The sequence below is a fragment of the Acrocarpospora sp. B8E8 genome (assembly GCF_039871605.1).
Classification (GTDB): domain Bacteria; phylum Actinomycetota; class Actinomycetes; order Streptosporangiales; family Streptosporangiaceae; genus Acrocarpospora; species Acrocarpospora macrocephala.
Genome location: NZ_JBDPLV010000012.1, coordinates 181,370 through 208,183, shown reverse-complemented (window position 1 = coordinate 208,183; position 26,814 = coordinate 181,370). Strand labels below are relative to the sequence as shown.

Sequence of the window (26,814 nt, the reverse complement as noted above, 5' to 3'; positions counted from 1 at the left end):
ACCTTCCCTGTCTTCCCCGCCGGCGGGAATCAGCAGGGGTCTGTTCGATCAGCTCAACGCCCTGCCCTGGAGCGAGGTCCCCATCGAGCAGACGGCCACGGCCACGGCCACGGCCACGGCCACGGCCACGGCCACGGCCACGGCCACGGCCACGGCCACGGCCACGGCCACGGCCACGGCCACGGCCACGGCCACGGCCACAGCCACGGCCACGGCCACGGCCACAGCCACGGCCACAGCCACGGCCACAGCCACGGCCACAGCCACGGCCACGGCCACGGCCACACCGAGATCCGCATCATCCAGACCGTGCTCGCCCCACCCGGGACACGCCTCCCGCACGTCACACAGCTCTACCTGATCGAACCGAAGGTCGACGACCGGAACTGCAAGCCGCTGCCGACCGTCGCGGTCCTGGGGTCACCACCCTGACCGCTCACCGGGCCGGTCCCCGCCGACCGGCCGAGTTCATCCGCAGCGAGCGAGCGATCGATCGAGAACAAGGATCATCACCTCCGTTCTCCCGGGGGCCGCCAGGGGTGTTGCGTGACGTTGCGACAGTCCGAGACGCGACCTTCGGCGAAGACCGGTGCAAGATCCGGACCGCCACAGCTCCATCGATCCCCGCGATCATGCGCAGCTACGCGATCGGCCCGTCACGCCAGCTCACCTTCACCAACATCGCCGACGGAACCCGCTGAGCCCGCGACGACTTCCACAACCCGCTGATCGCTCTCGGCCTCATGATCTGAGAACTCCTTCAACCCTGATCACGGTGGGCCGAGTGTCATGAAGTTGTCCTTCCGGAAGATGGCCTTAGTGGACCTGGGCGGGTGTGGGGTGGGTGTTTAGAGTTGCTGGGCTTGACCGTCGAGTGCTGGAGGATGTCGTGACGCAGCCGTCCAAGCCGCCGCTTGCCGCCAAGTTGCGAGCCGCGTTCGCGGGTGAGCGGGACACGGGGACGCTGGAGGCGCTGCGGAGTGCGGGCCGGGCCGCCTATGACGAGTTGATGGCAGCCGAGCAGGTGCGCGAGGACCAGGTTGTCGACCAGGTCACCCCGTGGGCGGCGACGCAGGCGGTGAGCAGCCAGCTGCTCGCGGCCTGGAACGGATTCGTGTTGCAGACCCTCGGCGAAGCGCTCCTCGACGCCGACTACGCGGCCGACAAGGCGACCGTCGGCTTCGTCCCCGAGGTCACCCACGGCCAGGCGTACGTGTGGCTGTCGGAGGTGCCGGAGTGGATCGCCCGCGCGCGCCAAGCCCGCGCCGACCCCGGATACGACCTCACCGCCGATATCGACCTGCCTTTACGGCTCCCCGCCTGGGTCGTCGTCGAGTCCCTCCCCGCCGAACACGTCACCGCCATGATGTCGGCCGCCCCCGCCCTCCGCGCCCGGGTCGACGCCGCCCTGTACGCCCTGGAACGCACAAACGTCACCGAGGAGCAGACCCAGGCCGTCAACTGGCTGAAGAAGCTCGCCTCCCAGGCCGCCGCCGCTGCCGACTACGCCGGCGCCCTGCACAGCGCCGGTCGCGACGCCAACCTCTCCGGCACCACCGAGACCAACTTCAAACGCGCCCTCGAAACATGGTTCTACGTTGGCCAGCTGGCCGCCATGCCCCGCCTGCTCGCAAGCCGCCCTTGGGAGGCGTCAGCCCAAACCGGCACGGGCACCGACACCGCCGGGTCGATCACCGGCGCCCTCCAGACCGCGACAGCCATGGTCGAATCAGCCACCAAACTCGGCGCGAACCCCACCATGGACATCTCAATCAAGGTGGACAAGGAAACCATCGAACTCCACATCCACTCCTGCAAAGTCCCCGCCAACGACCGCCGCGCCCTCCTGGCCGTCTACGCCCGCGTCCTGAACACTCACCCCATCGAATCGCCCTTCGACGGAGGCCGCACCCAACTAGAAGCAACCGGCACCTTCGGCACCTACAGGGTAAAAATCTGGACCCTCCTAGAAGGCAAGGACCGCCCAAAGTAGTCCTCTCAGCACGCTGAGCATCATGGATGCGGGAGCTTCTAGGAGTAGATGACTGATAGGAAGCGGATCAGGATGGATTCGCGGGTGGGGGCGGGTAAGGCGTCGAGGACGGCGTTGACGGTGGCCATTTCGGGCTGGTCCGTGCTGCGGAGGTTGATGCCTACCGAGGCGGCTAGGTCGGTGAAGGTGGCGTCGTCTAGTGCGTCCAGGTCGAGGGCGGCGATGAGTTCGGGTAGGCCGGGCGGGACTTGGGCGGGGCCCTTGGCGCGGGCGGAGTCGGTGGATTCGGCGATGATGTCGAGCATGGCGTCCACGCCGGTGTGGGTGACGCCGGTGACGGTGATGTGGATGTTGGCGGGGATGCCGGCGTAGGAGAGCTGGGGCTGCAGGAACCAGCCGCGTTTGCGTGCCTCGTCGGCCAGGACGAAGACGTCCACCTCGGAGGATCCGGCGAAGGCCACCAGGGATGCCTCGGGTTCGCCGAGCACGCGCAGTCCGGGGATCTTCGCGATGCCGTCGGCCAGGCGCCGGGTGGCCTCCAGCGTGGTACGGCCCAGCTCGGCGTATCCGTCGCGGCCGAGGGCTTGCAGGGTTCCCCAGGCCCCGCCGAGAGGGCCGGCCGACCGTGAACTTTGCACGGTCGAGTTGATGATCGTGTAACCGGGCCAGGCGGCCGACGCGAAATACGCCTTCCGCCGCATCGCCGCGTCGGCGAACAACAGCACCGACGCGCCTTTCGGGGCGTAGCCGAACTTGTGGAGGTCGCAGGAGATCGAGGTCACGCCGGGCACGCTCAGGTCGAACGGCGGCACGTCGGCCCCCGCTTCGCGCAGCCAGGGCAGCAGCCAGCCGCCCACGCACGCGTCCACATGGCAGGGCACGCCACGCGCCGCCGCCCGCGCGGCGATCTCCCCGGTCGGATCGATGACACCCTGCGGGTAGGACGGCGCGGACGCCACCACCAGCACCGTCCGCTCGTCGATGGCCGCCTCGATCGCGTCCGGCGACACCTTGAACGTCTCCAGGTCCACTGGAACCGCGACGACCTCGACGCCCAGATAGTGCGCCGCCTTGTGGAACGCCGGATGCGCGGTCACCGGCACCACGATCCGCGGCCGCTCCACCGCCCGCGCGTCCCTGGCCGCCTTCACCGCCAGCATGATCGACTCGGTTCCGCCGCTGGTGAAGATCCCCGGCGCCGCCGGGTTCCCCAGCAGCTCCGCCACCGCCCCCACGACCTGCTTCTCCAGCGCCACCATGCTGGGAAAGGCCGTCGGATCGAGCATGTTCACCTCAAGCATCTCCGCATAGGCCGCGAACGCCGCGTCGTGCACCTCCGCCCGCCCGGTGTCGTATACATACGCCGTCACCTTGCCGCCACGCACGGGAAGGTCGGCGGCCTTGAGCCGGGTCAGTTCCGCGAGCAGATCGGCGACCGGGCGGCCGATTCTGGGAAACATGGCGTCCTCCTGACAGAGGTCGATCAGTGCTGCGCCCACCCTAAGGTCCGTTCACTGAGTTTCAGTGAGGCCACGGGCGCGGCAGCTCCGATCGGCGCAAACCAGCTATCCGTCACGCTGGACTTGAGGCTTATCGAAGAGCGCAAGCTCGTCCTGGTCAGGGGCCTGGAAGACCTTGGCCCATCGCTCGATCGCATCCTTCGAAATGAGAGCCACCTCCTGAGCCCCCGCACTGTTGCGAGACTCCAGCCGCCGCCACAGCGCGTCGAGGGGCACGTCCAGGTAGCGCAGCTCGACTGCCGCGCCAAGCGCACGAGCGGCGAGCCTCGGCTCATCACGTTCAGCCCGAGCCCAGAAGCCGAACTCCAAGATCACATCCTGCCCGAGTCTCAGCAGGTCATACGCGTGTTGCCGGAGGAGACCCTCCAGCCGGTCGCGCCCTTCCTCCGCATAGAGGTCGACGCCCAACCCGCTCAACCATTCATCGGGGCACAAACGAATGGCAGGCAGCTCCCGAGCCAGCCGCCGCGCCAGTGTGGTCTTTCCCGAACCCGGCAACCCACAACAAAGATCAAACGGGTGGCTCCCTTTCACCCCACAAGTTCTACCTCTTCTCCGTCCGAGCCCAAAGCCAAGCGCCGTGCGGGGGGGGGCTCACTGGTCGACACCTCGATGATGTAGGCCATAACCGTGTTCAGGACCTGATCGGCTGCTCCCGGAGTGAAGCCCCAATCGAGGCCGACCTGGTGGCGGTGTCTGGCACGGTGCTTGCGATGCCGGGCCTCGGCCCCGTCAGCGCGCCGTGGCTGTCGCTGGTGTTCGGGACGCCTTACGTCCATTTCGGCATGCGGGCGGCACCGAAGATCGCCAAGGAGGCGCAGCCCTTAACGGCCTCTGGCGGCCTTCACCAGACGGGACCACCGGATTTCTCGAAGCCTCGTGCGGTCGGGAGTTCGGCTCAGGTCAGGGGTAGGCGGACCACGGCGGTGAGGCCGGGGGAGGCGTCGGTGAGGTGGATGGTGCCGCCGTGGGCGTGCAGGGTGGTGCGGACGATGGCGAGGCCCAGGCCCGCGCCGCCGTCGTCGCGGCTGCGGGCGGTGTCCAGGCGGGTGAAGCGGTCGAAGACGCGTTCCCGGTCTTCGGCGGGGATGCCGGGGCCGTCGTCGGTGATGGTGATCTCGGCGGTGCGGGGGGTCGGCGAATCGGCTTGGGTGAGGGCGACGGCGACCTTCGCGGTGCGGTGCCGTACCGCGTTGTCGATCAGGTTGGTGAGGACGCGGCCGAGGTCCATGGCGTCGCCGGTGACGGTCAGCGTGGCGGCGGGGAGGTCGGCGGCGATGCCGTATCGGTCGGCGGTGCGGGAGACGAGTTCGTTGAGATCGACAGGTTCGCGGCGGGATGGGCGGCCCTCGTCCATGCGGGCCAGCGCGAGCAGGTCCTCGGCCAGCCGGGCCAGGCGCAGGGTGTCCTCGAGCGCCCCTTCGGCGGTTTCCCGCCAGTCCTGCCCCTCGGGGTGGTTGAGCGCCACTTCCAGCTGGAGCCGGATGCTGGCCAGGGGACTGCGGAGCTCGTGGGCGGCGTCCGAGACCAGGGCACGCTGCCGGGCCCCGGCGTCCTCCAGCCGGGCCAGCATGTCGTTCAGCGTCATCGCCAGCGAGTGGACCTCGTCGTGCGCCTCCGGCACCGGCAGCCGCCGCGAGCGCGCGGTGCCGGTGATCTCGGTGGCGCCCCGGCGCAGCTCGTCGATGGGCCGCAGCGTCCGCCCGATGACCACCCAGGACGCGGCCGCCAGCAGGACCATGAGCAGCGGAGTGCCGATCAGCAGGACGTGCCCGGCGGCCCGGATGCTGCCCTGCACCTCCGCGAACGAGCGGGCCGCGATCACCGTCGTGCCGTTGTCGGCGCTCAGCACGGTCACCCGGAGCACCCCGGGAATCCCGTACGGGCGGCCGTCCAGGAAACGTCCGCCGCCCTCGGCGAGGGCGGCGGCGCGGGACTCCGCCGACAGCAGCGGGACCAGCCGGTCGGTGTTGCCGGTGGCGCCGATGATCCGGCCGTCCCGCGAGATCACCTGCACGATCGTGTTGTCGGTGGTCACGATCGGCCCGTCCAGCCGGCGCGCGTCCGACAGCGCGACGGCTTCCCGGGCCCGCTGGTGTATCCCCTCGTCGATGGTCCCCACCAGCGCCCGGGTCAGCACGTCCACGAACACCCACGCCGAGAGTGCCAGCCCGAGCGCGAGCACGGCCGCCGCCACGACGGTCAGCCGGACCCGCAGGCTACGCCGCCGCCACCACCCGGCCGCCCCCCGCCACCGCTCCAGACCGCTGGCAGGGGGGTCAGCCGCCATCGCTGACCAGACGGTAACCGGCGCCTCGCACGGTCTGCACGGCGGTGCGGCCGAACGGCGCGTCGATCTTGCGGCGCAGGTAGCCGACGTAGACCTCGACCACGTTCGGGTCGGTGTCGTAGGTGTCCCAGACGTGTTCCAGGATCTCGACCTTGGACACGACCTCGTCGTGGTGGCGCATCAGGTATTCGAGCAGGGCGAACTCGCGGGGGGTCAGCTCGATCGAGGCCGACCCCCGGGACACCAGGCGGCGGGCCGGGTCCAGAGTGAGGTCCCCGGCGCGCAGGACCGACGGCCGGCGGCCGCCGCCGCGGCGCAGCAGGGCGCGGAGGCGGGCCACCAGCACGACGTAGGAGAAGGGCTTGGTGAGGTAGTCGTCGGCGCCCAGGTCGAGGCCGTCGGCCAGGTCGTACTCGCCGTCCTTGGCGGAGAGCATGAGGATCGGCACCCAGTTCTCCTCCGCTCGCAGCCGCTTGCAGACGTTGTAGCCGGACAGCCTCGGCAACATGATGTCGAGCACGACCACGTCGTAGTCGCCGACCTGGGCGAGGTGCAGCCCTTCCTCGCCGTCGTGGGCCAGATCCACGGCGAACCCCTCGGCCCGCAGGCCGCGCTGCAACGCCGCCGCCATCCGCCGCTCATCTTCCACCACCAGAACCCGCATGACCCCCATTTTGGCCCTTACCTGCTGAGACCCGGCTGAGAGGGACGTCAGAGCGGGACCTGGGGAGGGAGTTCCGGCTGAGAGGGATCTCAGCGCCTCTCAGCTTCGGCACAGGGGGAAGCGCGCAAGGTGGGGCCGTATCCATCAGATTGGAGAGGTGAAATGCCCAAGAGAGCACGCGCCGTGAGGTGGGGGGTGCCGGTCGCCGCCATCGCCGTGGTGGCCGGAGCCGTCGGAGCGGGCCCTGTGATCGCCTCGGTCCAGGGGGATCCGGCGCTGCCCGAGCTCACCGCCCAGCAGCTGCTGGCCGACGTCGGCACCCGCTGGCAGTCCGGAAAGCTGCCGCCCATGTCCGGGACGATCATCGAAACCGCGTCCCTCGGCGTGCCCGGCCTGTCCTCACTGGCCGGCGAGGCGAACACGCCGCTCGGCCTGCTGGCCGGATCCCACCAGGTCAAGATCTGGTACGGCTCGGAGTCGCAGGTCAGGATCGCGCTGCCCGGCCACATGAGCGAGCACGACCTGATCGTCAACGGGGCTCAGACCTGGTGGTGGGACAGCGCCGCCAATACGGCGACGAGGATCAAGACGCCCGTCGCTCCGGCCGCGCCGACCCTGCCGCCCAGCGTGATCACACCCCAGCAGGCGGCCGAGCAGGCGCTGGCGGCGGCCGACGGGGACACCGCGATCAGCGTCGGCAACGACGCCACCGTGGCCGGGCGGGCCGCGTACGAGCTGGTGATCACGCCCACCACGCCAGCCTCGCTGATCAAGGACATCCGCGTGGCCATCGACGGCGAGACCCTCATCCCGCTCCGGGTGCAGGTCTACGCGAAGGGCGCCGCCGAACCCGCCTTCGAGGTGGGTTTCGACTCGGTCACCTTCTCCCGCCCGGCCCCGGAGAACTTCGCGTTCGTTCACCCCGCCACCGGGAGCGAAGGTAGAGGAGGGGGAGCTGCCCGCCCTGAACGAGAAGACCGTCGCGCGTATCGACCACACCGCCGGCGAGCAGGCGAAGGTGATCGGGTCCGGCTGGTCCACCGTGGTCGTCATGCCGCTGCCCGAAGGCGCGCTCACTGAAGGCGGGCTCACTGAAGGCGGGCTCACCGAAGGCGGGCTCACCGGGGGCGAGGGCGAGTGGGGAATGGGCGCCGGGGCGCAGATGAGCGCGGTCGTCGACGGCGTGTTCAAGGCCGCGACGCCGGTCAGCGGCACCTGGGGGAGCGGCCGGTTGATCAAGACCAAGCTGGTGTCCGTGCTGCTCACCGATGACGGGCGCGTCGTCGCCGGGGCGGTCACGCCCGAGGTTCTGTACGAGGCGGCCGGCCGGAAATGACCATGACGATCGATGCGGCGGGGGACGCGCTCATGGCGTCCCCCGCCGAGGGGGCCGCGATCGTCACCCGCGGCCTGACCAAACGGTTCCGCGGCGGCCAGCTCGCCGTGGACCAGCTGGACCTCACGGTCCCCCGCGGCGCCGTGTTCGGCTTCCTCGGCCCCAACGGCTCCGGCAAGACGACCACGATCAGGATGCTGCTCGGCCTGGTCGCGCCGACCGCCGGGACCAGTTCCATCCTGGGATCCGGGTCGCCGCGCGAGGCGCTGACCAAGGTCGGGGCGCTGGTGGAGGGCCCGGCGTTCTACCCGTACCTGTCCGGGGCCGCCAACCTGCGGCGCTTCGACGCCGCCGACCCCAGCGCCGATCCGCGCACGGTGGATCGGCGGGTCGCGGAGGCGCTCGACCGGGTGGGGCTGGCGGCCGCCGCCAAGAAGCGTTACCGGGCCTACTCGCTGGGCATGCGCCAGCGCCTGGCCATCGCCGCCACCCTGCTCGGGCCCCGCGAGCTCCTCGTTCTGGACGAACCCACCAACGGCCTGGACCCGCAGGGCACCCGCGAGGTCCGCAATCTGATCAAGGACGTGGCCGCCGGCGGCACCACCGTCTTCGTCTCCTCCCATCTGCTCGCCGAGGTCGAGCAGATGTGCACGCATATCGGCGTCATGCGCACCGGCCGCCTGGTGGCCGAAGGACCGCTCACCGAACTCCGCTCGGCCAACGTCCCGCGCATCCGCGTCGAAACCCCCGACGTCTCCGAGGCCGCCGCCGCCCTGACCGCCTTCGGCCTCACCGACGTCCGCCCCGGCCCCGGCGAACTCTCCGCCGAACTCGCCGACATGCTTCCCGAACTCGTCACCGCCGCCCTCGTCCGCGAGTGCATCGCCGTCCGCGGCATCCAGGTGGTCCGCCCCACCCTGGAGGACCTTTTCGTCGATCTCACCGGGGAGGGATTCGATGTCGAAGCATGACCAGCTAACCCAGCCCGCGCAGGTCGCCGAGGCTTCGCGATCGGAGACGATGGCCGGTGAGGGCGCAGAACTCACTCGGTCGGAGGAATCCCGCATGGACGTCGTCGGCGAGGGGTCCAGGGTGGACTCCGCTGGTGGAGCGGGCTCTGCCAGCCATGAATCCAGGATGGACGCCGTCGGACGCACCCCGCTGGAGGATTCCAGGATGGACGGCGTCGGCGGGCGAACCAGGATGGACTCCGCTGGCGAGGAATCGACGGGGAACCGTGTCGCGGAGGAGCCGACGGGGGACCAAGTCGCCGCGAGGCACGGGGTGGAGTCGTTCTCGATGTCGGGGACTCGGGCGGTGGTCCGGTTGCTGGGGTCGGAGATCGGGCTGACCTTCCGGAGGCCCAGGAATCTGGCCCTGCTGGCGGTGCTCGCGGTCGTGCCGGTGCTGATCGGTGTGGCGATCCGGGTGGCCGGTGACGGGGTCGACTTTGTCGGGCAGGTCGCGGGTAACGGGCTGGTGCTGACCTTCGCCGCGTTCTTCGTGATGTTGCCGCTGGTGCTGCCGCTGGCGGTCGGGGTGGTCGCGGGGGATTCGATCGCGGGCGAGGCGAGCTTGGGGACGCTTCGGTATCTGCTGACCGCCCCGGCGGGACGCACTCGGCTGCTGGTGCTGAAATACCTCAACGTTGTCGTGTTCGCGGCGGCGGCGTGCGGGGTGGTGGCGGTTTCCGCGCTGATTACCGGGCTGGTGTTGTTTCCGGTTGGGCCGGTGACGTTGCTGTCGGGGAGCACCGTCCCGCTCGCCGAAGGGCTGCTGCGCATCGGCCTGGTCGCGCTGTACGCGGCTGCGGGAATGGCCGCGCTGGGGGCGCTCGCGCTGGCGATCTCGACGTTCACCGAGGCGCCCATCTGGGCGATCGCGGCCACGCTCGTGCTGGTCGTCGTGGCGCGGGTGCTGCAGGCGATCCCGCAGCTGGCGGTGATCGACCCATACCTGCTCACGTCCTGGTGGGACAAGTTCGACGGAGCGCTGCGCGCCCCGATCGCCGTCGATCAGATGGGACAGGGACTGCTGGCCTTCGGGGCGTACATCCTGGTCTTCGGGGCGATCGCCTGGGCACGGTTCACCAGCCGGGACATCACCGCCTGAGACTCACCGGCCGTGGCCGTGCGGTGCGCACGGCTACGGCCAGTGGGGGAGGTCAGGCCGTGGGGCGGCGGCGGAGGGCGACGATCGCGACGCCCACGCCGATGATGCCGATCGCGACGCCGATGCCGGCGATGAGGCGGGCGGTGCCGTCGGAGGTGGCGGCCGAGATGGGCTCGGTTTGGGCGTTGTTCTGCACCGCGACCACGGAGGGGGCGGCGGAGGCGGTGGGGGAGGCCATCGCGGCGGCGCCGTGGGTGTCGTCGCCGGTCGGGGCGATCAGCTTCAGGGTCGGGGCCGGGTGCTCGGCTTCGGCGCCGTCGGCCTTGGGCTCGTCGGCCCACTTGACGACCTCGCCGCTGGAGTACGTCTGGGTGGCCGGGAACACGAGCTGGTCGACGTTGTCGGGCATGGCGCCCATCGACACCTCGAACTCCTGGAACTGCCCGGGCTCGACCTTCCCGCCGGACCAGGTGATCTTCGTGACGGCCTCGGTGATCTCGCCGTACTTGGACTGCACGGGGGCGGGCAGCTTGCTCTCGGTGACCTTCACGTCCCAGCCTGGCACGGGTCGTACGGAGACGAACGGGAGCGGGTGGTCGACCGGCAGGGAGACCTCGATCTTGGTGGTCGAGGCGTCGTCGCGCTCGTTGGGCACCCGGAAGGCGACCTTGGCGAAGCCGCCCTTCTCGGCGGTTCCGGGGTTGATGGTGACGTGGGCGAGCGCGGGGAGGGCGAGGCCGAAGGCGAGAGCGGTGGCACCGGCGGTGACGGCGATGGCGCGACGGAGGATGGACATGTGTTCTCCACTGGGAAATATCGGAAGCATGAAACGCCGGGCGTACCACTGGAGCGCGCTCGACATGAACCGCGCTCACCGGAGATCGAAAGGGATCTCATCTAGCGATACGCAGCCCACAGGGGAAATGCCGGGAATGTGGATCGATGACGGAGTGACGTCCACGACGGTGTGACAAGGATTCCCGTGACATGGGCCAACTCCGCGACCAGGGCTCAGACGGGTAGTGGAGGGCCCCGTCTGACCACGATGTAGCGAAGTGGCTCGTTCGTTCTCGGCAGCCCCAGGTGGTGCCATCCATGCGCGACTCGGCGCAGCGCCACCAGTCCGGTCGCGTCAACGGGCGCGAACAGCCTGAGCAGCACCCGGACCGCGGCGATTCCCATCCGGCGGAGGACCGACCACAAGGCGGCCTCGCCTCGGCCCACCCACCACGCGGTGACCAGCGCCGCGGTGAGGTGCGCGATCAGCATCCCCAGCGAGATGCCCAGCCCGTGCGTCTGATGATCGGCCACCGGCGCGGCCGGAACGCTGGCCAGCCGCGACGTCAGGATCGCCTTGACCGTCGCGCCATGGTTGAACAGCTCATGCAGCCCGCCCTGCGCCACCAGCAGCACGCTCGTGATCAGCACCGGCGATCGCTCGCGCCCGGCCAGCATGGCGGACCCCGCGAAGACACCCGCCGCCGCGACGGCCAGCGCCGGCGCCGTGGGCCCGTCCCCACCGGCCAGCCGGTGCGCCACCGCCGCGAGCAACACACAAACCGCCGCGAACGCCGCAGACCTCATCAGCCGGAACGGAAGATCCGCCGTCCCACGGGAACGTTTCCCAGCTGAGTCACGGCTGGAAACCGAGGCACGGCCGGAAAGCAATGGAAGGCCCGCCGTGTCATGGGAACGCATACCCGCCGAGTCATGACCGGAAAACGATCGAGGAGTCGCCTGCCTCGCACGGCGAGGGAAGATGCTCGTCCGGGTGTCCGGCGTCCCCGAACGCCGCACCGGCACGGAGGCCGGGCGGTTGGGTCGGGGGAGGCGGGGGACCACGGTTGCACATCTTCTCATGCTCATGGGGTGGTCTAGAAGGTGTGGCGCCGTTGAAGATCTATCCCGTGCGGGCGCGTGCCTTTTTTAGAGGTTTGTCGCTAATGTGGCCGCGAACCGCACGAACGCCTCCTCCCTCTGGGCGTTCTCACACGAGGTGGTGATCATGCGGCACATATTCGGGCTGCTCGTCGGCGTCGTCGTCGCCGCTGCCCTGCTGTTCGGCGGAGGCTGGGCCTCCCGGGAATCGCTCCGGGGCATGGTTCAGAACATCGACCCACTCAGGGACACCCGGATGTTGATCGCCCTGGGCATCATGCTGGTGATCGGCCTGCTGGTGGGCCTCCTGCTGGCCGGCCGCATCTCGCCCGTCGCCACCTTCATCCCGTCCATGATCCTGCTGGCCTGGACGGTCGTCTACATCATCGACGTCACCCGCGCCGCCGCCCTGGCCCCGATCGGCGCCTCCGTGCAGAAGGAGATCTCCGAAGCGGGCGAGGGCATGCTCACCCTGCTCGGCAACGGCGTGTACGGCATGCTGGGCATCGCCCTCTTCGTCCCCGTCCTCATGCCATCCCGCTGGGCGGGCCGCCCGCAGGAGGAAGAGGACGAATACGAGGAAACCCAGCCGGAGTACTACTGACATAGAGCCGCGTCACCACATCCTCGATCGACGTCTCCTCGGGCGCCAGCGCGCGCAGGCCCGCCACGCTCCCGTCGAAGGCCAGCCGCCCGTGGTCGATCAGCAGCACCCGCCGGCAGAGCTTCTCGATGTCGCCCAGGTCATGCGTGGTCAGCAGCACGGTGGTCCCGCGTTCCGCGTTCATCCGCAGCAGGAACTCCCGGACCCCGGCCTTGCTGACCACGTCGAGCCCGATCGTCGGCTCGTCCAGCACCAGCAGGTCCGGATCGTGCAGCAACGCGGCGGCCATGTCGCCGCGCATGCGCTGCCCGAGGCTGAGCTGCCGCACCGGCGTCCTCAGGAAATCCCCCAGGTCGAGGATGGCGCACAGCTCGTCCAGCCGCTCCCGGAAACGAACCCGATCTACTTTGTAAAGGAGCCGGATCAGTTCAAAGCTATCCCGGAGCGGCAGATCCCACCACAACGTGGTCCGCTGGCCGAAGACGACGCCGATCCGCCGCGCCAGCGCCTTCCGCTTCCGGGCCGGATCGAGCCCGGCCACCACCACGCGCCCCGCGGACGGCGCCAGAATCCCGGTCAGCATCTTGATCGTCGTGGATTTGCCCGCGCCGTTGGGCCCCAGGCACCCCACGAACTCCCCGGGCCCGACCGTGAACGACAGGTCCCGCACCGCGTGCACGACCGCCCGCCGGACCTTGAACGTCCGCCCCAGCTCTTCGGCTTTGATCATTCAGGATCCCGTCGATCGATAACGTCGCAGTCCGGCGCGCCAGGCCAGCGCGGCGGCCCCGCCCAGGACGAGGGCCGCGACCGGCGAGGCGAAGCGCAGCCAGCCGGGCAGTCCGAGCGGATCGTCCCGGTCCAGCACGTAAAGCGAGGGCTGCCAGTTGACGAAGGCCAGCGGCAGCACGAAGGTCACCCCGCGGACGAGCTGCTCGCCGTACACGCTGAGCGGGTACTGGGTGAGTTGCGAGCCGCCGTAGGTGAAGGCGTTGGCCACCTCGGGGGCGTCGGTGAGCAGGAACTGCAGCGCGCCGCCGAGCGCGAAGACGGCGGCGAAGATGGCCGTGCCGCACAGGATCATCAGGGGGATCATCCAGGCCCGGGAGCCGGGCACGGCCAGCTGGGCGAGGGCGATCGCGAGCACCGCCACCGCCTGGGCGACGCGCCCGAGCCGGTGCAGGCCGAAGCGGTCGGCGGCCATCTGCACGAACGGGCTGACCGGCCGGATCAGCATGGTGTCGAAGGTGCCCGCCCTGATGTGCTGGCTGAGCCGTTCCACGTTGCCGAACAGCAGGTCGGCGAGGGCGAAGGAGACGCCCGCGGTGCCGTACAGGAACATGACCTCGGGGAGGGTGAAGCCGGCCAGGGTCCGGGTGTGGGCGAAGATGACCCAGATTGCGGCGATGTCCAGGCCGTTGATGACGAACGAGCCGAGGGTGAGCAGGACGAGTGAGGCCGGGTACTGCGCGGAGGCGCGCAGCCAGGTCCAGGCGAGCAGCACGTAGGCCCTAACCACCCTGGATCACCACCTTGCGGCGGGCCCGCCGGGTGAGCAGGGCGCCCGCGCCGAGCAGGACGGCCGCCCAGAACGCCTGGAACGCCAGGCCGCCGGCCGCGGACCGGGCGCCGAGGTAGATGTCCGCGGGGACCTGGACCATCGCGGCGAACGGGGAGGCGTTGGCCAGGGTGCCGAGCCAGCCGGGGAACAGGGTCAGCGGCAGGATCATGCCGCTGAAGAAGATGGTCAGCACCGACGACAGGGTCTGGGTGCCCTTGTCGTCGATGATCCAGCAGGCCGACAGCGCGACCAGGTAGCGCCAGGCGAAGCTGACGCTCACGCCGAGCGCGAAGGACAGCGCGAAGAAGCCCGGCTGGGCGGGGGCGACGACGCCGAACAGGAACGCTCCGACGAGCGTCGGGGGCACGCTGCGCAGCAGCGTCAGGTACGCGGCCCTGCCGAGATCGTCTGCCATCGCCCAGGCCAGCAGGGAAGCCGGTCTGACCAGGTCGAACGCGATGTCTCCTGTCCTGATCCGCTCGCTGAGCGCCAGGCCGCCGCCGAACATCTGCATCGGCCCGATGAAGGCCTGGCTGAGGAAGCAGAACGTGATCGCGTCGGCGACGGTGTAGCCGCCGAGCCCCGGTCGGGCGTCCCAGAGGGCGATCAGGACGTAGGCCCGCAAAATGCCGAAAACGGTGTTCGTGAACGCCCCGGCGATGGCGGCGGCCCGGTAGGCGCTGTGCCGGCGAAAGCCGTACCAGGCAATGCGGGCGTAAAGGGGGAAGGCGGCGCACCTCCGAAGCGTCGTCGGCCCTGATCGTACGCCTAGCGGTCGGCCAGGCGGTAGACGAAGCGTAACCCCGACCAGGTGGCGTCCACGGCGCAGACCTTGTTGTCGACGAGTTCGCGGGCGAGACCGTAGTCCCGGATGGGGTTTTCGGACAGGTCGGTGGGCACCCCGCTCGACTTCTTCGGCCAGCACACCCACAGCCCGCCGTTCTTCGCCAGCCGCGCCGCCGCCGGCGGGAATCCGGCGTGCAGCGCGGCCTGGTCCAGGCAGAACAGCAGGATCACGTCGTACGGCTCCGCCGCGCCGTCGTCGGCCGCATCCCCGAGGACCCCGTCGGCGGCCAGGGTATCCGGCGCGTCGAGCAGCAGAACCCGATGCGCGGGCTTGATCCCGAGCTTTTTCGGCAACGGTGTACCAGAGTATCCGGACATCCTTTATGCTCCTTTTGTAACGCCGCCGTAAGCGCACGGTTACCTACCCGGAGTAGGAATCGCTGTTTGGGGGAAATGTCCTTATAGGGAGGTCTGCATGCACGACGAGATCAACGTAGACGTTCACCCTACGTACCCCATCAGCTGGCAGGCCGCCGCGTGCAACGGACTGCTGCGCGGCACGATGAAACCCATCTCCACGGTTCTCCTGCGGAACACGGCGAGCCTGATGCTGACCCAGCGGCTGATCGCCCTGGGCGGGCGGGTGCCGGGGCTCCTCCCGGGCATGATGCCCCCCAAGGCCACCATCGTGGCAGAGGAGCTCGGCAGCTGCTCCGGCGAGTGGGTCCGCGGCGACGAGGGCCTGGACGAGGGTAAAGTCGTGCTCTACCTGCATGGGGGTGGCTATTTCGTCTGCTCCCCGGTAACCCATCGCCCGATCACCTGGCGGCTCTCGACGGTCACCGGCCGTCCGGTGCTGGCCCTGGACTACCGGCAGGGCCCGGTGAACACGCTGGCCGACTCGCTGGCGGACTCGGTGGCCGCCTACACGGGATTGCTCGATCGCGGTTTCAAACCGGAGAACATCGTCCTGGCCGGGGACTCCGCGGGCGGGCACCTGACCCTGGCCACCCTGCTCGCGATCCGCGACCGCGACCTCCCCGCCCCCTCGGCCGGGATCTGCCTGTCCCCGTGGACCGACCTCAGCGATGTGCAGCGCAGCGCCAACCGCTGGGCCGACCCGATGCTCTCCGCGGGCCGCATGGACTGGCTGGCCAGGCAGTGGACCGCCGGACTCGACTCCACCGACCCCCTCGTATCCCCCGTTTTCGGTGACTACACCGACATTCCTCCGCTGATGATCGTGACCGGTTCCACCGAGGTGCTCCGGGACGAGGCCCACCGGGTCGCGCTGCGCGCCCGCTCCGACGGGGTGGCCGTGCGGTACGAGGAATGGAACCGAATGCCACACGTCTTCGCCATATTGGCCGATATCGTGCCGGAAGCCCGGATGGTCTTCCGGCACATTCAGACCTTCGTCCATGCCGTCGAGGCCCGCGAGCCGGACGCGGCGGCGGCATAGCTCTGTGATTATTGGGGCCACTGCGACCTGCGGATTCTTACCTGCGGGTGCCAGTGGCCTTACCTGTTCATGCCGACTGTGACTAGTTAGCGGCATGGCGCGTTCCATCCGACCACAGTGGCCCTTGCGAGCACTTTGAGTCGGAGGGGTACTTCCGGATGGCACGAGACGGGACAGGGCTCCAGAGCGGCATGCCTCCGGGCGTCCGGCCGCTCACCGTGGGGGACCCGGTGATCATCGGGCGGTATCTGCTGCTCGGCCGTCTCGGCACCGGCGGGATGGGGGTGGTGTACCTCGCCGAGCGGCCCGAGGGCGGCCTGGTGGCCCTGAAGACGCCGCACGCGGTCCATCTCGCCGACCGCACGCTGCGGGCCAGGTTCGAGGAGGAGGTCGCCTTCTCCCGGCGGGTCGTCCCGTTCTGCACGGCCGCGGTGATCGAGGACGGGCTCGACCGGGACCGGCCCTTCCTGGTCACCGAGTACATTCCCGGCCCTGCCCTCTCCCAGGTGGTCGCCGCCCGCGGCGCCCTGACCCCCGATCTCGCGTACGGCGTCGCGCTCGGCACCGCCGCCGCCCTGCTGGCCACGCACGAGGCCGGGCTGGTGCACCGCGACCTCAAACCCGGAAATGTCCTGCTCTCTCCGCGCGGGCCCTTCGTGATCGACTTCGGCATCGCCAGGGACCTGGACACGGCCGCCGCCCACACCCAGGCCGGGCAGGTCATGGGCAGCCCCGGCTGGGTCGCCCCGGAACGCCTCACCGGCGGCCACGCCCTGCCCTCCTCGGACATCTTCTCCTGGGGCTGCCTGGTCGCGTTCGCGTCGACCGGGCACCATCCGTTCGGGTCCGGCGAGCCCGAGGTGATCATGCGGCGGATCCTGGTGGAGCAGCCGCGGGTCGCCGCCGTGCCGAAACTGCTGTGGGACACCGTGGCCGCCGCGCTGCGCAAGGAGCCCCTGGACCGCCCGGACGCCGCCGAACTGCTGTCGGCGCTGCTCGCCGCCGGGGGGATCGGGCTGCCGGGGGACAACCGGCAGGCGGTGGCGTCGGTCTTCGCGGAGATCTGGCAGCCGGTGCCGTACCCGCCGATCCCGCGCGAGCCGGACTCGATGGAGTTCCCGCCGGTCGAGGAGGGGCCGGCGCCCAAGCGCCGCCGCAAGGAGCGGCCCGGCGTACACGTCTCGCACGCGGGGTTCGCGGCGCTGGCCACGGCCGCCATCGCGGCCATCACCGTGGCGACCGCCGCGCAGACCCCGGCGCAGGTGGAGAAGGTGGCCGAGCCGCCGATCGCGTTCCCGATGCTGGTGCCGGGGGTGGACCGGACGGTCGGGCCCGGCCAGGTGCTCGGCACGGCCCGGCCGCCGACGGCTCCGGGGGCGACGGCGGTCGGGCCGGTGACGGTCACCACCACGCACACCGTCGACCCGACCGGGGAGACGCCGGAGGATCCGTGGACGTCGGCGCTGCCGTCCCCGCCGCCCGTGACGAGCCCGCCGCCGCCGACGGCCACGGGAGCGCCGTCGACCCCGCCGGGTGGCACGCCGACCCCGACCGGGGGGATCAGCACCGAGCCGCAATGGGGCGACGAGGAGTCCCCCCAGCCCAGCCCGTCGCCGTCGCCCTCACCGAGCCCGTCGCCGTCTCCCAGCCCCTCTCCGTGAGCTATTCGATGGCCTTCAGGTCGACGATGATCTGTTTGCCCTTGAGCGCATAGGCGTACAGGTCGGAGTCGGGACTCCTGAAGGCGTGGTAGGAGAAGCTGCTGTCGGCGTTCGGCCTGAGGCCCAGGTCCGCCACCTCGCCGCTGACCAGGTCGGTCAGCGCCATGCCCACCGTGCCCCCGCCCGGATTGTTGATCATGAGGAGCGTGAACCGGTCCATGGTGATCAAGCTATGTCCGCCCCCGCTGAGAGCCGGGAAGGTCCGCTGTGCTGAACCGTCCCTGAGGCGGGTGGTCGCCGCAGGGAGACTCGCCCCATCGGATTCGCGCGGCAGATCTCCCACGCACCGGGTCAGACCGCAGACCCAGCCCTCGTTCTCGTTCCCCACCGCGGTTCGGGTCTCCCCGGACTGGACGTTGAGCAAGTCGGCGTAGCTGCTTCTGCTGTATACAGCGGGTTTGCCCACCCACGGATAGTCGAACATGTGGTAACCCTCGGTGCCGGGCACCTGGGCCGGCACGCCGCCGGTGAGCGGCAACCGCCAGACGCCGCCGGTCCCGCCGGTGGACCAGTAGACCGCGTCGCCGTCCACGGTCAACCCGTGCACCGCGCCGCCCTCGGCCTCCTTCACGTCGTTGATCGAGCCGAGCACGCTCGCCTCGCCGCCCGTGACGGGCGCGGTCCAGATCTCGGCGATCAACTGGTCTCCGGCCCTGCGCGCGGTGGTCCAGGCGATCACCCCGGACCCGGCGGTGAACTCGCTGGCGAACAGCTCGGCGTTCGCGGGGGTGATGACGCGGACGAGATCCTTCGTCTCGCCGGTGGCCAGGTCGTAGGACGCGAGCATGTCGACCTTCTCGAAGCTCGACTCGGTGCTGACCAGGACCTTGCCCGCGCCCAGGAAGAACAAAGGCTGAAATTTCCTGCCATTGGGTAGCTCCGCGGGAATCTCGTGAATCGCCTCCGGCCAGACCTGCTGGAGCGGTTGCATGCGGCGGCCCCGCCATTGTGCCGTCAGGTCCTGGAGGGTGACCTGCGATGGCGGGGCCGCGGATCGGGGGATCAGAACTGGGCTTCCTCCGTGGAGCCCTTCAGGGCGGTGGTCGCCGAGTCCGGCGCGATGGCCGTGCTGACCAGGTCGAAGTAGCCGGTGCCGACCTCACGCTGGTGCTTGGTGGCGGTGTAGCCGCGGGACTCGGCCGCGAACTCGCGCTCCTGGAGCTCGACGTAGGCGCTCATGCCGTCCTCGGCGTAGCCGCTGGCCAGGTCGAACATCGAGTAGTTGAGCGAGTGGAAGCCGGCCAGGGTGATGAACTGGAACTTGTATCCCATGTGGCCGAGCTCGCGCTGGAACTTGGCGATCGCCGAGTCGTCCAGGTGCTGCTTCCAGTTGAACGACGGGGAGCAGTTGTAGGCGAGCATCTGCTCCGGGTATTCGGCCTTGATGGCCTCGGCGAACCGGCGGGCCACGTCCAGGTCCGGCGTGGCGGTCTCCATCCAGAGCAGATCGGCGTACGGCGCGTACGCCAGCCCCCGGGCGATGCACGGCTCCAGCCCCTCGCGCACCCGGTAGAAGCCCTCCGCGGTCCGCTCGCCCGTGGTGAACGGCTGGTCCCGGGGGTCGACGTCGCTGGTCAGCAGGGTCGCCGCCTGCGCGTCGGTGCGCGCGATGACCACCGTCGGCACGCCGCAGACGTCGGCCGCCAGCCGGGCCGCGTTCAGGGTCTTGATGTGCTGCCCGGTCGGGATGAGGACCTTGCCGCCGAGGTGGCCGCACTTCTTCTCCGAGGCCAGCTGGTCCTCCCAGTGCACGCCCGCGGCGCCGGACGCGATCATGGCGCGCATCAGCTCGTAGGCGTTGAGCACGCCGCCGAACCCGGCCTCGGCGTCGGCCACGATCGGGGCCATCCACTGCGGCGGGTCGTCGGCGCCGTTGTGGAACGACTCGGCCCAGGTGATCTGGTCGGCCCGCAGCAGCGCGTTGTTGATCCGGCGGACCACGGCCGGGACCGAGTTGGCCGGGTAGAGGCTCTGGTCCGGGTAGGTCTGCCCGCTCAGGTTGGCGTCGGCGGCGACCTGCCAGCCGGACAGGTAGATGGCCTTCAGGCCCGCCTGCACCTGCTGCACGGCCTGGTTGCCGGTGAGCGCGCCGAGCGAGCTCACGTAGTCCTCGGTGTGCAGGAGGTCCCACAGGCGCTTGGCGCCGAGGCGGGCGAGGGTGAACTGTTCCTGCACGGAGCCGCGCAGTTTCACCACGTCCTCAGGGGTGTACGTCCGCTTGGTGCCGGTCCAACGGGGATTGCTCTCCCAGTCGTGCCGCAGTTGGGCGGCGGCGGATCTGAGGCGTTCGACCATCATCGGTTTCACTCCCTTGTTGCGTGCTCGTCCGCGGGCCCGGGGGGCTCACCGACGGCGGTGTCGTCACCTGGGTGCTTGGTCTGAGTTTGTGTCGACGTCAAGAGATCCAGCAAGGTAGGGAAGCTCGAAAGAAGGCCAAATTTTCTTGTGCCAAAATACTGTCGGGTATTCGCGGGAGAAGAATCGCTGAGTTTTCTCTTTGGACTAGACCAATCTGTGTGAGGTGGGTCACACGAACCCGGGGTCGTTTTGTCTCGATATATGGTGTTTTACCCGGATTTCTTGGGTTGATGGGAGGTGGGGGTGTGGGGTGGCTCACACAGGGGTGGAAGAAGACGTGAAATTCTGCCTAGGATCGCTGCATGCCCTCCTTGCTCGGTGAAGAACCGCTGTCTTTGACGCAGGAGCTCGATCTTCTGGCCTTCGGCCAGCGGCTGAAGCATCTGCGGCGGCAGCGTGGGCTCACCCTGTCCGAGCTCGGCGAGCGGGTCGGGCGGGCGCCGAGCCAGCTGTCGCTGCTGGAGAACGGCAAGCGGGAACCCAAGCTGTCGCTGCTGAAATCGCTGGCCGGGGCGCTGAACGTGCCGGTCGAGGAGCTGCTGCGGCGGCAGGCGCCGAACCGGCGGGCGCAGCTGGAGATCGCCCTGGAGGAGGCCCAGCGCGATCCGCTCTACGCCGAACTCGGTCTTTCCCGGCTGAAGGTGTCCGCCCGGGTCCCCAACGACGTGCTCGAGCACATCCTTGCCCTGTTCGAGGAGCTCAAGGCGCGGCAGGCCAAGGGCACCGCCACCCCGGAGGAGGCCCGCGCGGCCAACGCCGAGCTCCGGCGCAAGCAGAGCGAGCTGGGCAATTACTTCGAGGACATCGAGCGGGCCGCCGCCGAGGCGCTGGCCGCCGTCGGGTACCGGTCCGGCGCCCTGTCGCAGAGCACGGTCCAGGCGCTGGTCGCGCATTTCGGGTTCACCGTGCACACCGCCCCGGACCTCCCGCGATCCGCGCGTTCCGTGACCGATCTCCGCAACCGGCGGATCTATCTCAAGCGCGAGCAGCTCGGGATGCACACGCCGCGGACCATCCTGCTCCAGACCATCGGGCACTTCGTCCTCGCGCACCACAAGCCGCGGGACTTCGCGGATTTCCTGCGGCAGCGGGTGGAGGCCAACTACTTCGCCGCGGCGGTGCTGGTGCCGGAGGCCGCGGCGGCGCCGTACCTGCTGGAGGCCAAGCGGGATCGGGCGCTGTCGGTGGAGGATCTGCGGGACGTGTTCGCGGTGTCGTACGAGATGGCGGCCCACCGATTCACGAACCTGGCGACCCACCATCTGGACCTGGTGTGCCACTTCGTCCGGAACGACGCGGGCGGGATCATCTACAAGGCGTACGAGAACGACGGGATCATCTTCCCCGCCGACGAGCAGGGGGCCATCGAGGGGCAGCGGCTGTGCCAGCAGTGGTCGGGGCGGCAGGTCTTCCAGGCCAGGGATCGATTCTCGCCGTACCACCAGTATTCGGACTCGCCGACGGGCACCCATTTCTGCGTGGCGCACGTGGATCCGTCCCAGGAGAAGGATTTCGCGATCACCCTGGGGGTGCCCTTCCGGGAGTCGCGCTGGTTCCGGGGGCGGGAGACGACGGTGCGGAAGAAGTCGAACTGCCCCGCGGGCGAGTGCTGCCGCCGCCCGCCGGCGGAGCTCTCCCAGCGCTGGGACGGGTACGCCTGGCCGTCGGCGCGCGCGCACTCCCATGTGCTGGCGGCGCTCCCGCCCGGTTCGTTCCCCGGCGTGGACGAGGCCGACGTCTACGCTTTCCTCGAACGCCACGCCGTCACGGGCTGACGCCGCGACATTTCACCCGCATGTACGGGCCGGGTTTCCGGTACAAACCGGATATGGGATCTGAGATCGGCAGGGTAATGAAGCTGGGAGCCCGGACGTTCGACTTCTCTCGGCAGGTCGCGGTGATGGCCATCATCAACCGCACGCCTGACTCCTTCCACGACCGGGGCCGCACCTTCGCCCTGGACCGAGCGGTGGAGGCCGCGCTCACCGCGGTCTCCGACGGCGCCGACTGGCTCGACATCGGCGGCGTGCCGTTCGGCCCCGACGGCCCCCAGGTCGAGGCCGCCGAGGAGATCGACCGCGTGGTCCCGCTGATCGAGGCCGTCCGCGCCGCCACCGACGCCGTCATCTCCGTCGACACCCACCGCGGCGTCGTGGCCGAGGCCGCCCTCAAGGCCGGCGCCGACGTCGTCAACGACACCAGCGGCGTCAGCGATCCCGCCCTCGCCACGGCGGTGGCCACCGCCAACGCCGGCCTGGTCGTCACCCACAGCCTCTCCGGGCCCCGCGTCCGCCACCCCCGCCCCACCTACGACGACGTGACCGCGGAGGTCGTGGCCTTCCTCCGCGACCGCGTCGCCTTCGCCCGCCACTCCGGCGTCGCCGCCGACAAGATCATCATCGATCCCGGCCACGACCTCAACAAGAACACCCTGCACACCCTGGCCCTGACCCGCCGCCTCCCCGAGATCGCCGCCCTCGGCCACCCGCTCCTGGTCGCCCTCTCCAACAAGGACTTCATCGGCGAAACCCTCAGCAGAGCCCAGCACGACCGCCTCCCCGGCTCCCTCGCCGCCGCCGTCTTCTGCATCCTCAACGGCGCCCGCATCATCCGCGTCCACGACGTCCGCGCCTCCGTGGACGCCGTCCGCATGACGGAGACCCTCCTCGGCTGGCACAACCCCGACAACCTCCGTCACAACATGTGAGACCGGATTCGGTGCTGTTCGAGGTGGGCCAGGATCGTGTGGTTCGCGGTCCAGCCGTCGGGGAACTTGATCGGGACGTTGAGCTGGATGCGCGGGCTGGAGGGGTGGTGGTCGAGGAGGGCGGGGATGCCGGCGCGGGCCACGACGACGCAGGCGTGGCGGTGGCGGGAGGTGAGGACGCAGAGGCGACCGGATTCGAGGTGGAAGGCGGTGGCGTCGCGGCGGCCGGAGAGGGGGTGCCAGATGAGGGTGATGTCGTATTCGCGGCCTTGGAGGCGGTTGGCGGTGTCGACGGTGACGCCCTGGGGGGCGCCCGCGGCGCGGACGGCGGCCACCTGGTCGTTGTGGGCGCAGCCGATGGCGATGCGGTCGGGGGTGACGGGGTGCGAGCCGTGCTCGTCGTGGGCGACGGTGCCGCGTTCGAGGATCCTGCGCGCCAGGGCGGCGCACGCGTGGGCCATCTCGGGGTCGGTGCGCACGGTGTGGCGGTCGGGGAGTTCGTGCAGGGCCCAGCCGGAGGCGGCGGCTTCCTCGATGACGGGGTCGCGGCCGGGGACGGTGAGTTCGAGGCGGCGGTCGCCGGGGGCGGTGCCGGGGGAGAAGCCCGCGGCGGGGTAGAAGGCGCGGGAGACGATCGGGGCCGCGCTGGCGGGCAGCCGCCAGGAGACGGGGAGCTGGTGGACCTTGAGGTTGTTGATGCGCTGGGTCACCGCGACGGCGCTCTGCAGGGGATCCCAGGCCATGCCGGTCCAGCGGTCGCTCTCGATCACCGAGAACGGGTCGAGCTGGCCGGGGTCGCCGACGAACAGGGTGTGGCCGGCGGCGAAGAGCGGGGCGACGGCGAGGAGCTTGTCCGACCGCATCTGGTAGGCCTCGTCCACGATCGCCCACTCCCAGGCGCGCCCGGAGATGTACGCCCATTTGTCGGCGGTGGCGACGACGACCTGACAGTTCTCGACATTTTCGATCTTGTTGTGGAGGGTGACTCCGGGGTGGCGGGTGACGCGGTCGGGAGGCTCGAAACCCTCGGCGTGCAGGCGGCCGACGGAGGTGCCGGGGGCGTTGCTCGCGAGCTTGTCGACCAGGTCGTCGACCTGCTCGTTGGTCTGGGCGACGATCATCAGCCGCTGGTCGGCTTTGACGAGTTCGATGGTGGCCGACACGACCAGGGTGGTCTTGCCCGCTCCGGGCGGGGAGTCGACGACCAGCCCGCGATGGGCGCCGCTGGTGTAGTCCGTGAGGATTTCGGCGGTGGTGGCCCTGGCTCGTTCCTGTGGGGTCATGACCACGCCTCCTGCGCGTCCTCGTCGGTCGGTACGTACGCGGGGGGCGGGCCGCCGTGGGTCCAGGGGGTTTCCGCCACGTCGGGGAGGGCGGGCCGGCGGGCTCCGGCGGGATCGAGTTCGGTGTAGCAGACGATCTCGCCGGGCGCGGGCAGGGTCGCGTCCTTGGTCATGCCGCTGTTGATCTGGAGGGTCACGATATCGGCGTCCACGGATATGAGGACGGTGCCCTGTTTCGGGCGTGCGGGGGAGAGGAGTTTCCGGCCGGGCGGGAGGCGTACCGGATCGCTGGTCTGGATGTTCACCAGCGGGCGTGCCACCATGCGTTTCTTGCCGGGTGGGATGATCTTCCGGTCGGCGTCGACGGCGATCACCTTCCCGGCGAAGGCGGCGCCCTCGGCCCGGTGGTCGGCCATCACCAGCGGGTCGTCGAACGCCTTGCTCGCCTCGTAGCTCTGCCGCGCGCCCTCCAGCGCGGACAGCCGCCGCGCCGCCGCGACCGCGCTATCCCACCGCCCCGGCGGCGGCCCGCCTTCGGCGATCGACGCGCTCTGCCTGGCCAGCGCCGCACGATCCCGTTCCCACCGCCCTGCCGCGCTCTCCGCGGCGGGTACGGCACGCAGCAGATCGACCGCACGCCACATCAGGTTCCAGGTGGGTTCGAGCTGCCCCCGCAACGCCTCGTGCAGCCGGGCCGGTGCCGCGGATCTGTCGATGAGCGGTTGCAGGACATGCCGGTCGAAACCCGGATCGGTGTCCGGCCCCGCCGGGGGTGAGCGCAGCGGATCCTCCGCGATCAGCGCGGCCTGCGGGCCGGTCATGCCCTCGGGCGGATCGATCCAGGCCAGTTGCGCGGCCAGGTTCCCGTTCTCGGCGGTGCTCAGGCCGGTGACCCAGTGTTCGGCGAGGACGTCGGTCATGGCGAGCAGCATGGCCGAACCGGCGAACTCCGCGCGTTCGTGGAGGAAGGTCAGCCACCGGCCCAGCAGGGGCACCGGCGGCGGGACCGCGTGCGGGCCCTCGGTCGCGCGGAATCGGGTGGATCGCCCGATCAGCCGGGTGAAGGCGATCCCGCCGGGGTTGGGGATCAGGATCTGCGGGGCGTCCATGCAGCGCTCGTACGCGCTCTTGGTATCCGAAATTTCCACCTGCACGGCATATTTCTGGATATATGGCACTACGAGTTCGGCGAGTTCGGCCATGAAGGCGAAACGCTGGTCGCGGTTGCGGGGGTTCGCGATGACCAGGAGCTTTGGGGCGGCGCGGTCGGTGCCGAGCATCGCGGCCAGCGGCGCGGCGGCCTCGCCGGCCATCCGCAGCGGGATGAACACCAGCGGCTCCGCCGACAGGTGGGCGTGGCGCACGGTCGCGGCCGGCTGGGCCCGCCCGTCCCGGACGGCTCGCACGGTCAGGAACGATCGCAGCAGGCTCACGCGACCGCCTCGTCGAGGATCCTCCGTACGAAACCCAGCCGTTCGGCGATGGCCGCGTGATCGGACGGGACGTGCCCGCCCGCCATGAGCTCGATCGCCAGGTCCAGCGACTCGACGCCGCCGAGATCATCGCGTACGGACCGTCCCAGGGCCTCCAGCGAGCCGCACGCGCGGGCTTCGTCCCGGCAGAAGTAGGCCATCTCACACGCGGCCAGGCACTCAGGGGCGTACCTTGCCGGAATGGCGGACAGGGCCGCGCCGAGCTCGGCCGCCGGGCGGGTCGGGGTCTCGCCGTCCAGCCGCAGGTCGAGGCTGAGATCGGGCGGCAGCCGGTCGAGGATCGTGTCGATCCGGGCCAGGCGCGCCAGCTGCCGCTTCAGCGCTTCGAGCTGGAGGCGCACGTCGACCAGGCAGGCGGTCGGGAAGTTCATGAAATCCTTGGGGCAGATCAGGACGACATCGTGGGACACCCGTTCGGGGTCCAGCCCGAGCCGGCCGAACAGATCCCGCATCGCGTGCACGTAGACGGCCGCTTCGCGGGCGGCTGCGGACACCTTGCCCGGGTCGGCCTGCCCGTCGATGATCGGGAACGACTTGATCGCCACCACGTGGAATCGGCGGTCGGCCTGGAAGGCGATGACGTCCGGTTCCAGGTAGACCTCGTGGCCCGCCACGCCGAGCTTGAGCAGCGGGTGGTCGACGAGGGCGGCCGCCTCCCGCGCCGCCGCGCCGAGCATGTCCATGGTGCGTTGGTGCCGCGCTTCTTGACCGCTGGCGTCCCCGACGTCGTGATATTTCGCCTCTTCCACGGGAAGGTCCAGCAGCTCGCGCAGCAGCCGCAGCACGTGCGCGCCGTCGTCGGCCTTGACGATCGCCTTGAACTCCCGGGTCCGCGTGATCGCGAACGGCGACTGGCCGAACCGCGCGGGGAAGCCGAGATGCGCCACGATCTTGCTCTTGTCGATCCCGGCGCCGTCCAGGACGGCCCGCCGATCGCACGCGGGGTTGGCGGCCAGCGCGGCGATGGCGCGCGCGTTGTGAGAGACAGGCAGGCTGCTCCCGCGTATCGCGTCCAGACGGCTCACGCGCTCGCCGCCGCCTTCAGA

Annotated in this window: 28 protein-coding genes; 12 read left to right on the top strand and 16 right to left on the bottom strand. The window is 70.1% G+C overall.

From position 1 onward, the window contains the following. Positions 1-48: 48 nt before the first annotated feature. A complete protein-coding gene (locus ABGB08_RS14355; RefSeq protein WP_347590284.1) occupies positions 49-285 on the bottom strand; it encodes a hypothetical protein in 237 nt (78 codons plus the stop codon). Positions 286-309: 24 nt separating this feature from the next. Between ABGB08_RS14355 and ABGB08_RS14350 the strand changes: the two genes are divergently transcribed. From ABGB08_RS14350 to ABGB08_RS14340, 3 genes are all read left to right on the top strand, one after another. Further along, positions 310-432 carry a hypothetical protein gene (locus ABGB08_RS14350; protein WP_347590282.1) on the top strand — a complete coding sequence of 41 codons (123 nt, stop codon included), beginning with the start codon at positions 310-312 and terminating at the stop codon, positions 430-432. Between the two features lie 107 nt (positions 433-539). Further along, positions 540-701, top strand: a complete 162-nt coding sequence (locus ABGB08_RS14345; RefSeq protein WP_347590280.1) for a hypothetical protein — start codon at positions 540-542, stop codon at positions 699-701. Between the two features lie 188 nt (positions 702-889). Beyond that, positions 890-1,993: a hypothetical protein gene (locus ABGB08_RS14340; RefSeq protein ID WP_347590278.1), complete on the top strand. Its 1,104-nt coding sequence runs from the start codon at positions 890-892 to the stop codon at positions 1,991-1,993. A 38-nt stretch (positions 1,994-2,031) separates the two neighbouring features. Here ABGB08_RS14340 and ABGB08_RS14335 read toward each other — a convergent pair whose 3' ends face one another. The 4 genes from ABGB08_RS14335 to ABGB08_RS14320 form a co-directional block, all read right to left on the bottom strand. Further along, positions 2,032-3,453 carry an aspartate aminotransferase family protein gene (locus tag ABGB08_RS14335; protein ID WP_347590276.1) on the bottom strand — a complete coding sequence of 474 codons (1,422 nt, stop codon included), beginning with the start codon at positions 3,451-3,453 and terminating at the stop codon, positions 2,032-2,034. 105 nt (positions 3,454-3,558) lie between these two features. Further along, positions 3,559-4,047, bottom strand: a complete 489-nt coding sequence (locus ABGB08_RS14330; RefSeq protein ID WP_347590274.1) for an ATP-binding protein — start codon at positions 4,045-4,047, stop codon at positions 3,559-3,561. A gap of 364 nt (positions 4,048-4,411) precedes the next feature. Continuing rightward, positions 4,412-5,803 (bottom strand): ATP-binding protein, encoded by a 1,392-nt coding sequence (locus ABGB08_RS14325; RefSeq protein WP_347590272.1) that lies wholly within the window; start codon positions 5,801-5,803, stop codon positions 4,412-4,414. Next, positions 5,793-6,467, bottom strand: a complete 675-nt coding sequence (locus tag ABGB08_RS14320) for a response regulator transcription factor (RefSeq protein WP_155347786.1) — start codon at positions 6,465-6,467, stop codon at positions 5,793-5,795. Before ABGB08_RS14320 ends, ABGB08_RS14325 begins: the two co-directional genes overlap by 11 nt. Before the next feature lie 162 nt (positions 6,468-6,629). Here ABGB08_RS14320 and ABGB08_RS14315 point away from each other — a divergent pair, with 162 nt between their 5' ends. Genes ABGB08_RS14315 through ABGB08_RS14300 form a run of 4 tightly spaced genes read left to right on the top strand, consistent with a single transcriptional unit; the run spans position 6,630 to position 9,915 of the window. Further along, positions 6,630-7,547 carry a hypothetical protein gene (locus ABGB08_RS14315; protein ID WP_347590270.1) on the top strand — a complete coding sequence of 306 codons (918 nt, stop codon included), beginning with the start codon at positions 6,630-6,632 and terminating at the stop codon, positions 7,545-7,547. Beyond that, positions 7,519-7,803, top strand: coding sequence for a hypothetical protein (locus tag ABGB08_RS14310; protein ID WP_347590268.1), 285 nt, complete (start codon positions 7,519-7,521; stop codon positions 7,801-7,803). Before ABGB08_RS14315 ends, ABGB08_RS14310 begins: the two co-directional genes overlap by 29 nt. A 2-nt stretch (positions 7,804-7,805) precedes the next feature. Further along, the gene (locus ABGB08_RS14305; RefSeq protein ID WP_347590266.1) at positions 7,806-8,774 is read left to right on the top strand and encodes an ATP-binding cassette domain-containing protein; all 969 of its coding nucleotides are present in this window, start codon (positions 7,806-7,808) and stop codon (positions 8,772-8,774) included. Next, positions 8,761-9,915, top strand: coding sequence for an ABC transporter permease (locus ABGB08_RS14300; RefSeq protein WP_347590264.1), 1,155 nt, complete (start codon positions 8,761-8,763; stop codon positions 9,913-9,915). Before ABGB08_RS14305 ends, ABGB08_RS14300 begins: the two co-directional genes overlap by 14 nt. Positions 9,916-9,967: 52 nt before the next feature. Here the strand turns inward: ABGB08_RS14300 and ABGB08_RS14295 are convergent, their stop codons facing one another. After that, on the bottom strand, positions 9,968-10,711 hold the full coding sequence (locus tag ABGB08_RS14295; protein WP_347590262.1) for a YcnI family protein: 744 nt from the start codon (positions 10,709-10,711) through the stop codon (positions 9,968-9,970). A gap of 215 nt (positions 10,712-10,926) precedes the next feature. Beyond that, positions 10,927-11,499: an MFS transporter gene (locus ABGB08_RS14290; RefSeq protein ID WP_347590260.1), complete on the bottom strand. Its 573-nt coding sequence runs from the start codon at positions 11,497-11,499 to the stop codon at positions 10,927-10,929. A gap of 421 nt (positions 11,500-11,920) precedes the next feature. Between ABGB08_RS14290 and ABGB08_RS14285 the strand changes: the two genes are divergently transcribed. Continuing rightward, entirely contained in the window at positions 11,921-12,397 is a 477-nt protein-coding gene (locus ABGB08_RS14285; RefSeq protein ID WP_347590258.1) for a hypothetical protein, read from the top strand. Here the strand turns inward: ABGB08_RS14285 and ABGB08_RS14280 are convergent. The 4 genes from ABGB08_RS14280 to ABGB08_RS14265 all read right to left on the bottom strand — a co-directional run bounded on the left by ABGB08_RS14280 (position 12,321) and on the right by ABGB08_RS14265 (position 15,122). Next, a complete protein-coding gene (locus tag ABGB08_RS14280) occupies positions 12,321-13,127 on the bottom strand; it encodes an ATP-binding cassette domain-containing protein (RefSeq protein ID WP_347590256.1) in 807 nt (268 codons plus the stop codon). The genes ABGB08_RS14285 and ABGB08_RS14280 overlap by 77 nt on opposite strands. Then, positions 13,128-13,916, bottom strand: a complete 789-nt coding sequence (locus tag ABGB08_RS14275) for an ABC-2 family transporter protein (RefSeq protein ID WP_347590254.1) — start codon at positions 13,914-13,916, stop codon at positions 13,128-13,130. Beyond that, on the bottom strand, positions 13,909-14,583 hold the full coding sequence (locus ABGB08_RS14270) for an ABC-2 family transporter protein (RefSeq protein ID WP_347590252.1): 675 nt from the start codon (positions 14,581-14,583) through the stop codon (positions 13,909-13,911). The genes ABGB08_RS14275 and ABGB08_RS14270 overlap by 8 nt, the downstream gene beginning before the upstream one ends. Before the next feature lie 143 nt (positions 14,584-14,726). Further along, the gene (locus ABGB08_RS14265) at positions 14,727-15,122 is read right to left on the bottom strand and encodes a DUF3052 domain-containing protein (RefSeq protein WP_155359142.1); all 396 of its coding nucleotides are present in this window, start codon (positions 15,120-15,122) and stop codon (positions 14,727-14,729) included. A 97-nt stretch (positions 15,123-15,219) separates the two neighbouring features. Between ABGB08_RS14265 and ABGB08_RS14260 the strand changes: the two genes are divergently transcribed. Further along, positions 15,220-16,206: an alpha/beta hydrolase gene (locus ABGB08_RS14260; RefSeq protein WP_347590250.1), complete on the top strand. Its 987-nt coding sequence runs from the start codon at positions 15,220-15,222 to the stop codon at positions 16,204-16,206. 158 nt (positions 16,207-16,364) lie between these two features. Then, positions 16,365-17,867, top strand: coding sequence for a serine/threonine-protein kinase (locus ABGB08_RS14255; RefSeq protein WP_347590248.1), 1,503 nt, complete (start codon positions 16,365-16,367; stop codon positions 17,865-17,867). 1 nt (position 17,868) lies between these two features. Here ABGB08_RS14255 and ABGB08_RS14250 read toward each other — a convergent pair whose 3' ends face one another. Together ABGB08_RS14250 and aceA are read right to left on the bottom strand one after the other, a co-directional pair. After that, on the bottom strand, positions 17,869-18,858 hold the full coding sequence (locus ABGB08_RS14250) for a hypothetical protein (RefSeq protein ID WP_347590246.1): 990 nt from the start codon (positions 18,856-18,858) through the stop codon (positions 17,869-17,871). Positions 18,859-18,929: 71 nt separating this feature from the next. Then, positions 18,930-20,225, bottom strand: a complete 1,296-nt coding sequence (aceA, locus tag ABGB08_RS14245; protein WP_347590244.1) for an isocitrate lyase — start codon at positions 20,223-20,225, stop codon at positions 18,930-18,932. A 362-nt stretch (positions 20,226-20,587) separates the two neighbouring features. Between aceA and ABGB08_RS14240 the strand changes: the two genes are divergently transcribed. Together ABGB08_RS14240 and folP are read left to right on the top strand one after the other, a co-directional pair. Then, positions 20,588-22,060, top strand: coding sequence for a helix-turn-helix domain-containing protein (locus tag ABGB08_RS14240; protein WP_347590242.1), 1,473 nt, complete (start codon positions 20,588-20,590; stop codon positions 22,058-22,060). Positions 22,061-22,137: 77 nt separating this feature from the next. Continuing rightward, positions 22,138-22,992, top strand: a complete 855-nt coding sequence (gene folP, locus ABGB08_RS14235; RefSeq protein WP_347590240.1) for a dihydropteroate synthase — start codon at positions 22,138-22,140, stop codon at positions 22,990-22,992. Here the strand turns inward: folP and ABGB08_RS14230 are convergent. Genes ABGB08_RS14230 through ABGB08_RS14220 form a run of 3 tightly spaced genes read right to left on the bottom strand, consistent with a single transcriptional unit; the run spans position 22,980 to position 26,793 of the window. After that, on the bottom strand, positions 22,980-24,275 hold the full coding sequence (locus tag ABGB08_RS14230) for an AAA family ATPase (protein WP_347590238.1): 1,296 nt from the start codon (positions 24,273-24,275) through the stop codon (positions 22,980-22,982). The genes folP and ABGB08_RS14230 overlap by 13 nt on opposite strands. Further along, positions 24,272-25,708, bottom strand: a complete 1,437-nt coding sequence (locus ABGB08_RS14225; RefSeq protein ID WP_347590236.1) for a hypothetical protein — start codon at positions 25,706-25,708, stop codon at positions 24,272-24,274. The genes ABGB08_RS14230 and ABGB08_RS14225 overlap by 4 nt, the downstream gene beginning before the upstream one ends. Beyond that, positions 25,705-26,793 (bottom strand): hypothetical protein, encoded by a 1,089-nt coding sequence (locus ABGB08_RS14220; protein ID WP_347590234.1) that lies wholly within the window; start codon positions 26,791-26,793, stop codon positions 25,705-25,707. Before ABGB08_RS14220 ends, ABGB08_RS14225 begins: the two co-directional genes overlap by 4 nt. Between the last annotated feature and the right edge of the window lie 21 nt (positions 26,794-26,814).

What these genes read in the sequence shown, in the direction of transcription:
- ABGB08_RS14325 (WP_347590272.1), bottom strand. Translation starts at nt 5,803, where the DNA reads ATGGCGGCTGACCCCCCTGCCAGCGGTCTGGAGCGGTGGCGGGGGGCG.
- ABGB08_RS14260 (WP_347590250.1), top strand. Translation starts at nt 15,220, where the DNA reads ATGCACGACGAGATCAACGTAGACGTTCACCCTACGTACCCCATCAGC.
- ABGB08_RS14290 (WP_347590260.1), bottom strand. Translation starts at nt 11,499, where the DNA reads ATGAGGTCTGCGGCGTTCGCGGCGGTTTGTGTGTTGCTCGCGGCGGTG.
- ABGB08_RS14265 (WP_155359142.1), bottom strand. Translation starts at nt 15,122, where the DNA reads ATGTCCGGATACTCTGGTACACCGTTGCCGAAAAAGCTCGGGATCAAG.
- folP (WP_347590240.1), top strand. Translation starts at nt 22,138, where the DNA reads ATGAAGCTGGGAGCCCGGACGTTCGACTTCTCTCGGCAGGTCGCGGTG.
- ABGB08_RS14280 (WP_347590256.1), bottom strand. Translation starts at nt 13,127, where the DNA reads ATGATCAAAGCCGAAGAGCTGGGGCGGACGTTCAAGGTCCGGCGGGCG.
- ABGB08_RS14295 (WP_347590262.1), bottom strand. Translation starts at nt 10,711, where the DNA reads ATGTCCATCCTCCGTCGCGCCATCGCCGTCACCGCCGGTGCCACCGCT.
- ABGB08_RS14310 (WP_347590268.1), top strand. Translation starts at nt 7,519, where the DNA reads ATGCCGCTGCCCGAAGGCGCGCTCACTGAAGGCGGGCTCACTGAAGGC.
- ABGB08_RS14305 (WP_347590266.1), top strand. Translation starts at nt 7,806, where the DNA reads ATGACGATCGATGCGGCGGGGGACGCGCTCATGGCGTCCCCCGCCGAG.
- ABGB08_RS14285 (WP_347590258.1), top strand. Translation starts at nt 11,921, where the DNA reads ATGCGGCACATATTCGGGCTGCTCGTCGGCGTCGTCGTCGCCGCTGCC.
- ABGB08_RS14240 (WP_347590242.1), top strand. Translation starts at nt 20,588, where the DNA reads ATGCCCTCCTTGCTCGGTGAAGAACCGCTGTCTTTGACGCAGGAGCTC.
- aceA (WP_347590244.1), bottom strand. Translation starts at nt 20,225, where the DNA reads ATGATGGTCGAACGCCTCAGATCCGCCGCCGCCCAACTGCGGCACGAC.
- ABGB08_RS14320 (WP_155347786.1), bottom strand. Translation starts at nt 6,467, where the DNA reads ATGCGGGTTCTGGTGGTGGAAGATGAGCGGCGGATGGCGGCGGCGTTG.
- ABGB08_RS14250 (WP_347590246.1), bottom strand. Translation starts at nt 18,858, where the DNA reads ATGCAACCGCTCCAGCAGGTCTGGCCGGAGGCGATTCACGAGATTCCC.
- ABGB08_RS14255 (WP_347590248.1), top strand. Translation starts at nt 16,365, where the DNA reads ATGGCACGAGACGGGACAGGGCTCCAGAGCGGCATGCCTCCGGGCGTC.
- ABGB08_RS14230 (WP_347590238.1), bottom strand. Translation starts at nt 24,275, where the DNA reads ATGACCCCACAGGAACGAGCCAGGGCCACCACCGCCGAAATCCTCACG.
- ABGB08_RS14335 (WP_347590276.1), bottom strand. Translation starts at nt 3,453, where the DNA reads ATGTTTCCCAGAATCGGCCGCCCGGTCGCCGATCTGCTCGCGGAACTG.
- ABGB08_RS14315 (WP_347590270.1), top strand. Translation starts at nt 6,630, where the DNA reads ATGCCCAAGAGAGCACGCGCCGTGAGGTGGGGGGTGCCGGTCGCCGCC.
- ABGB08_RS14300 (WP_347590264.1), top strand. Translation starts at nt 8,761, where the DNA reads ATGTCGAAGCATGACCAGCTAACCCAGCCCGCGCAGGTCGCCGAGGCT.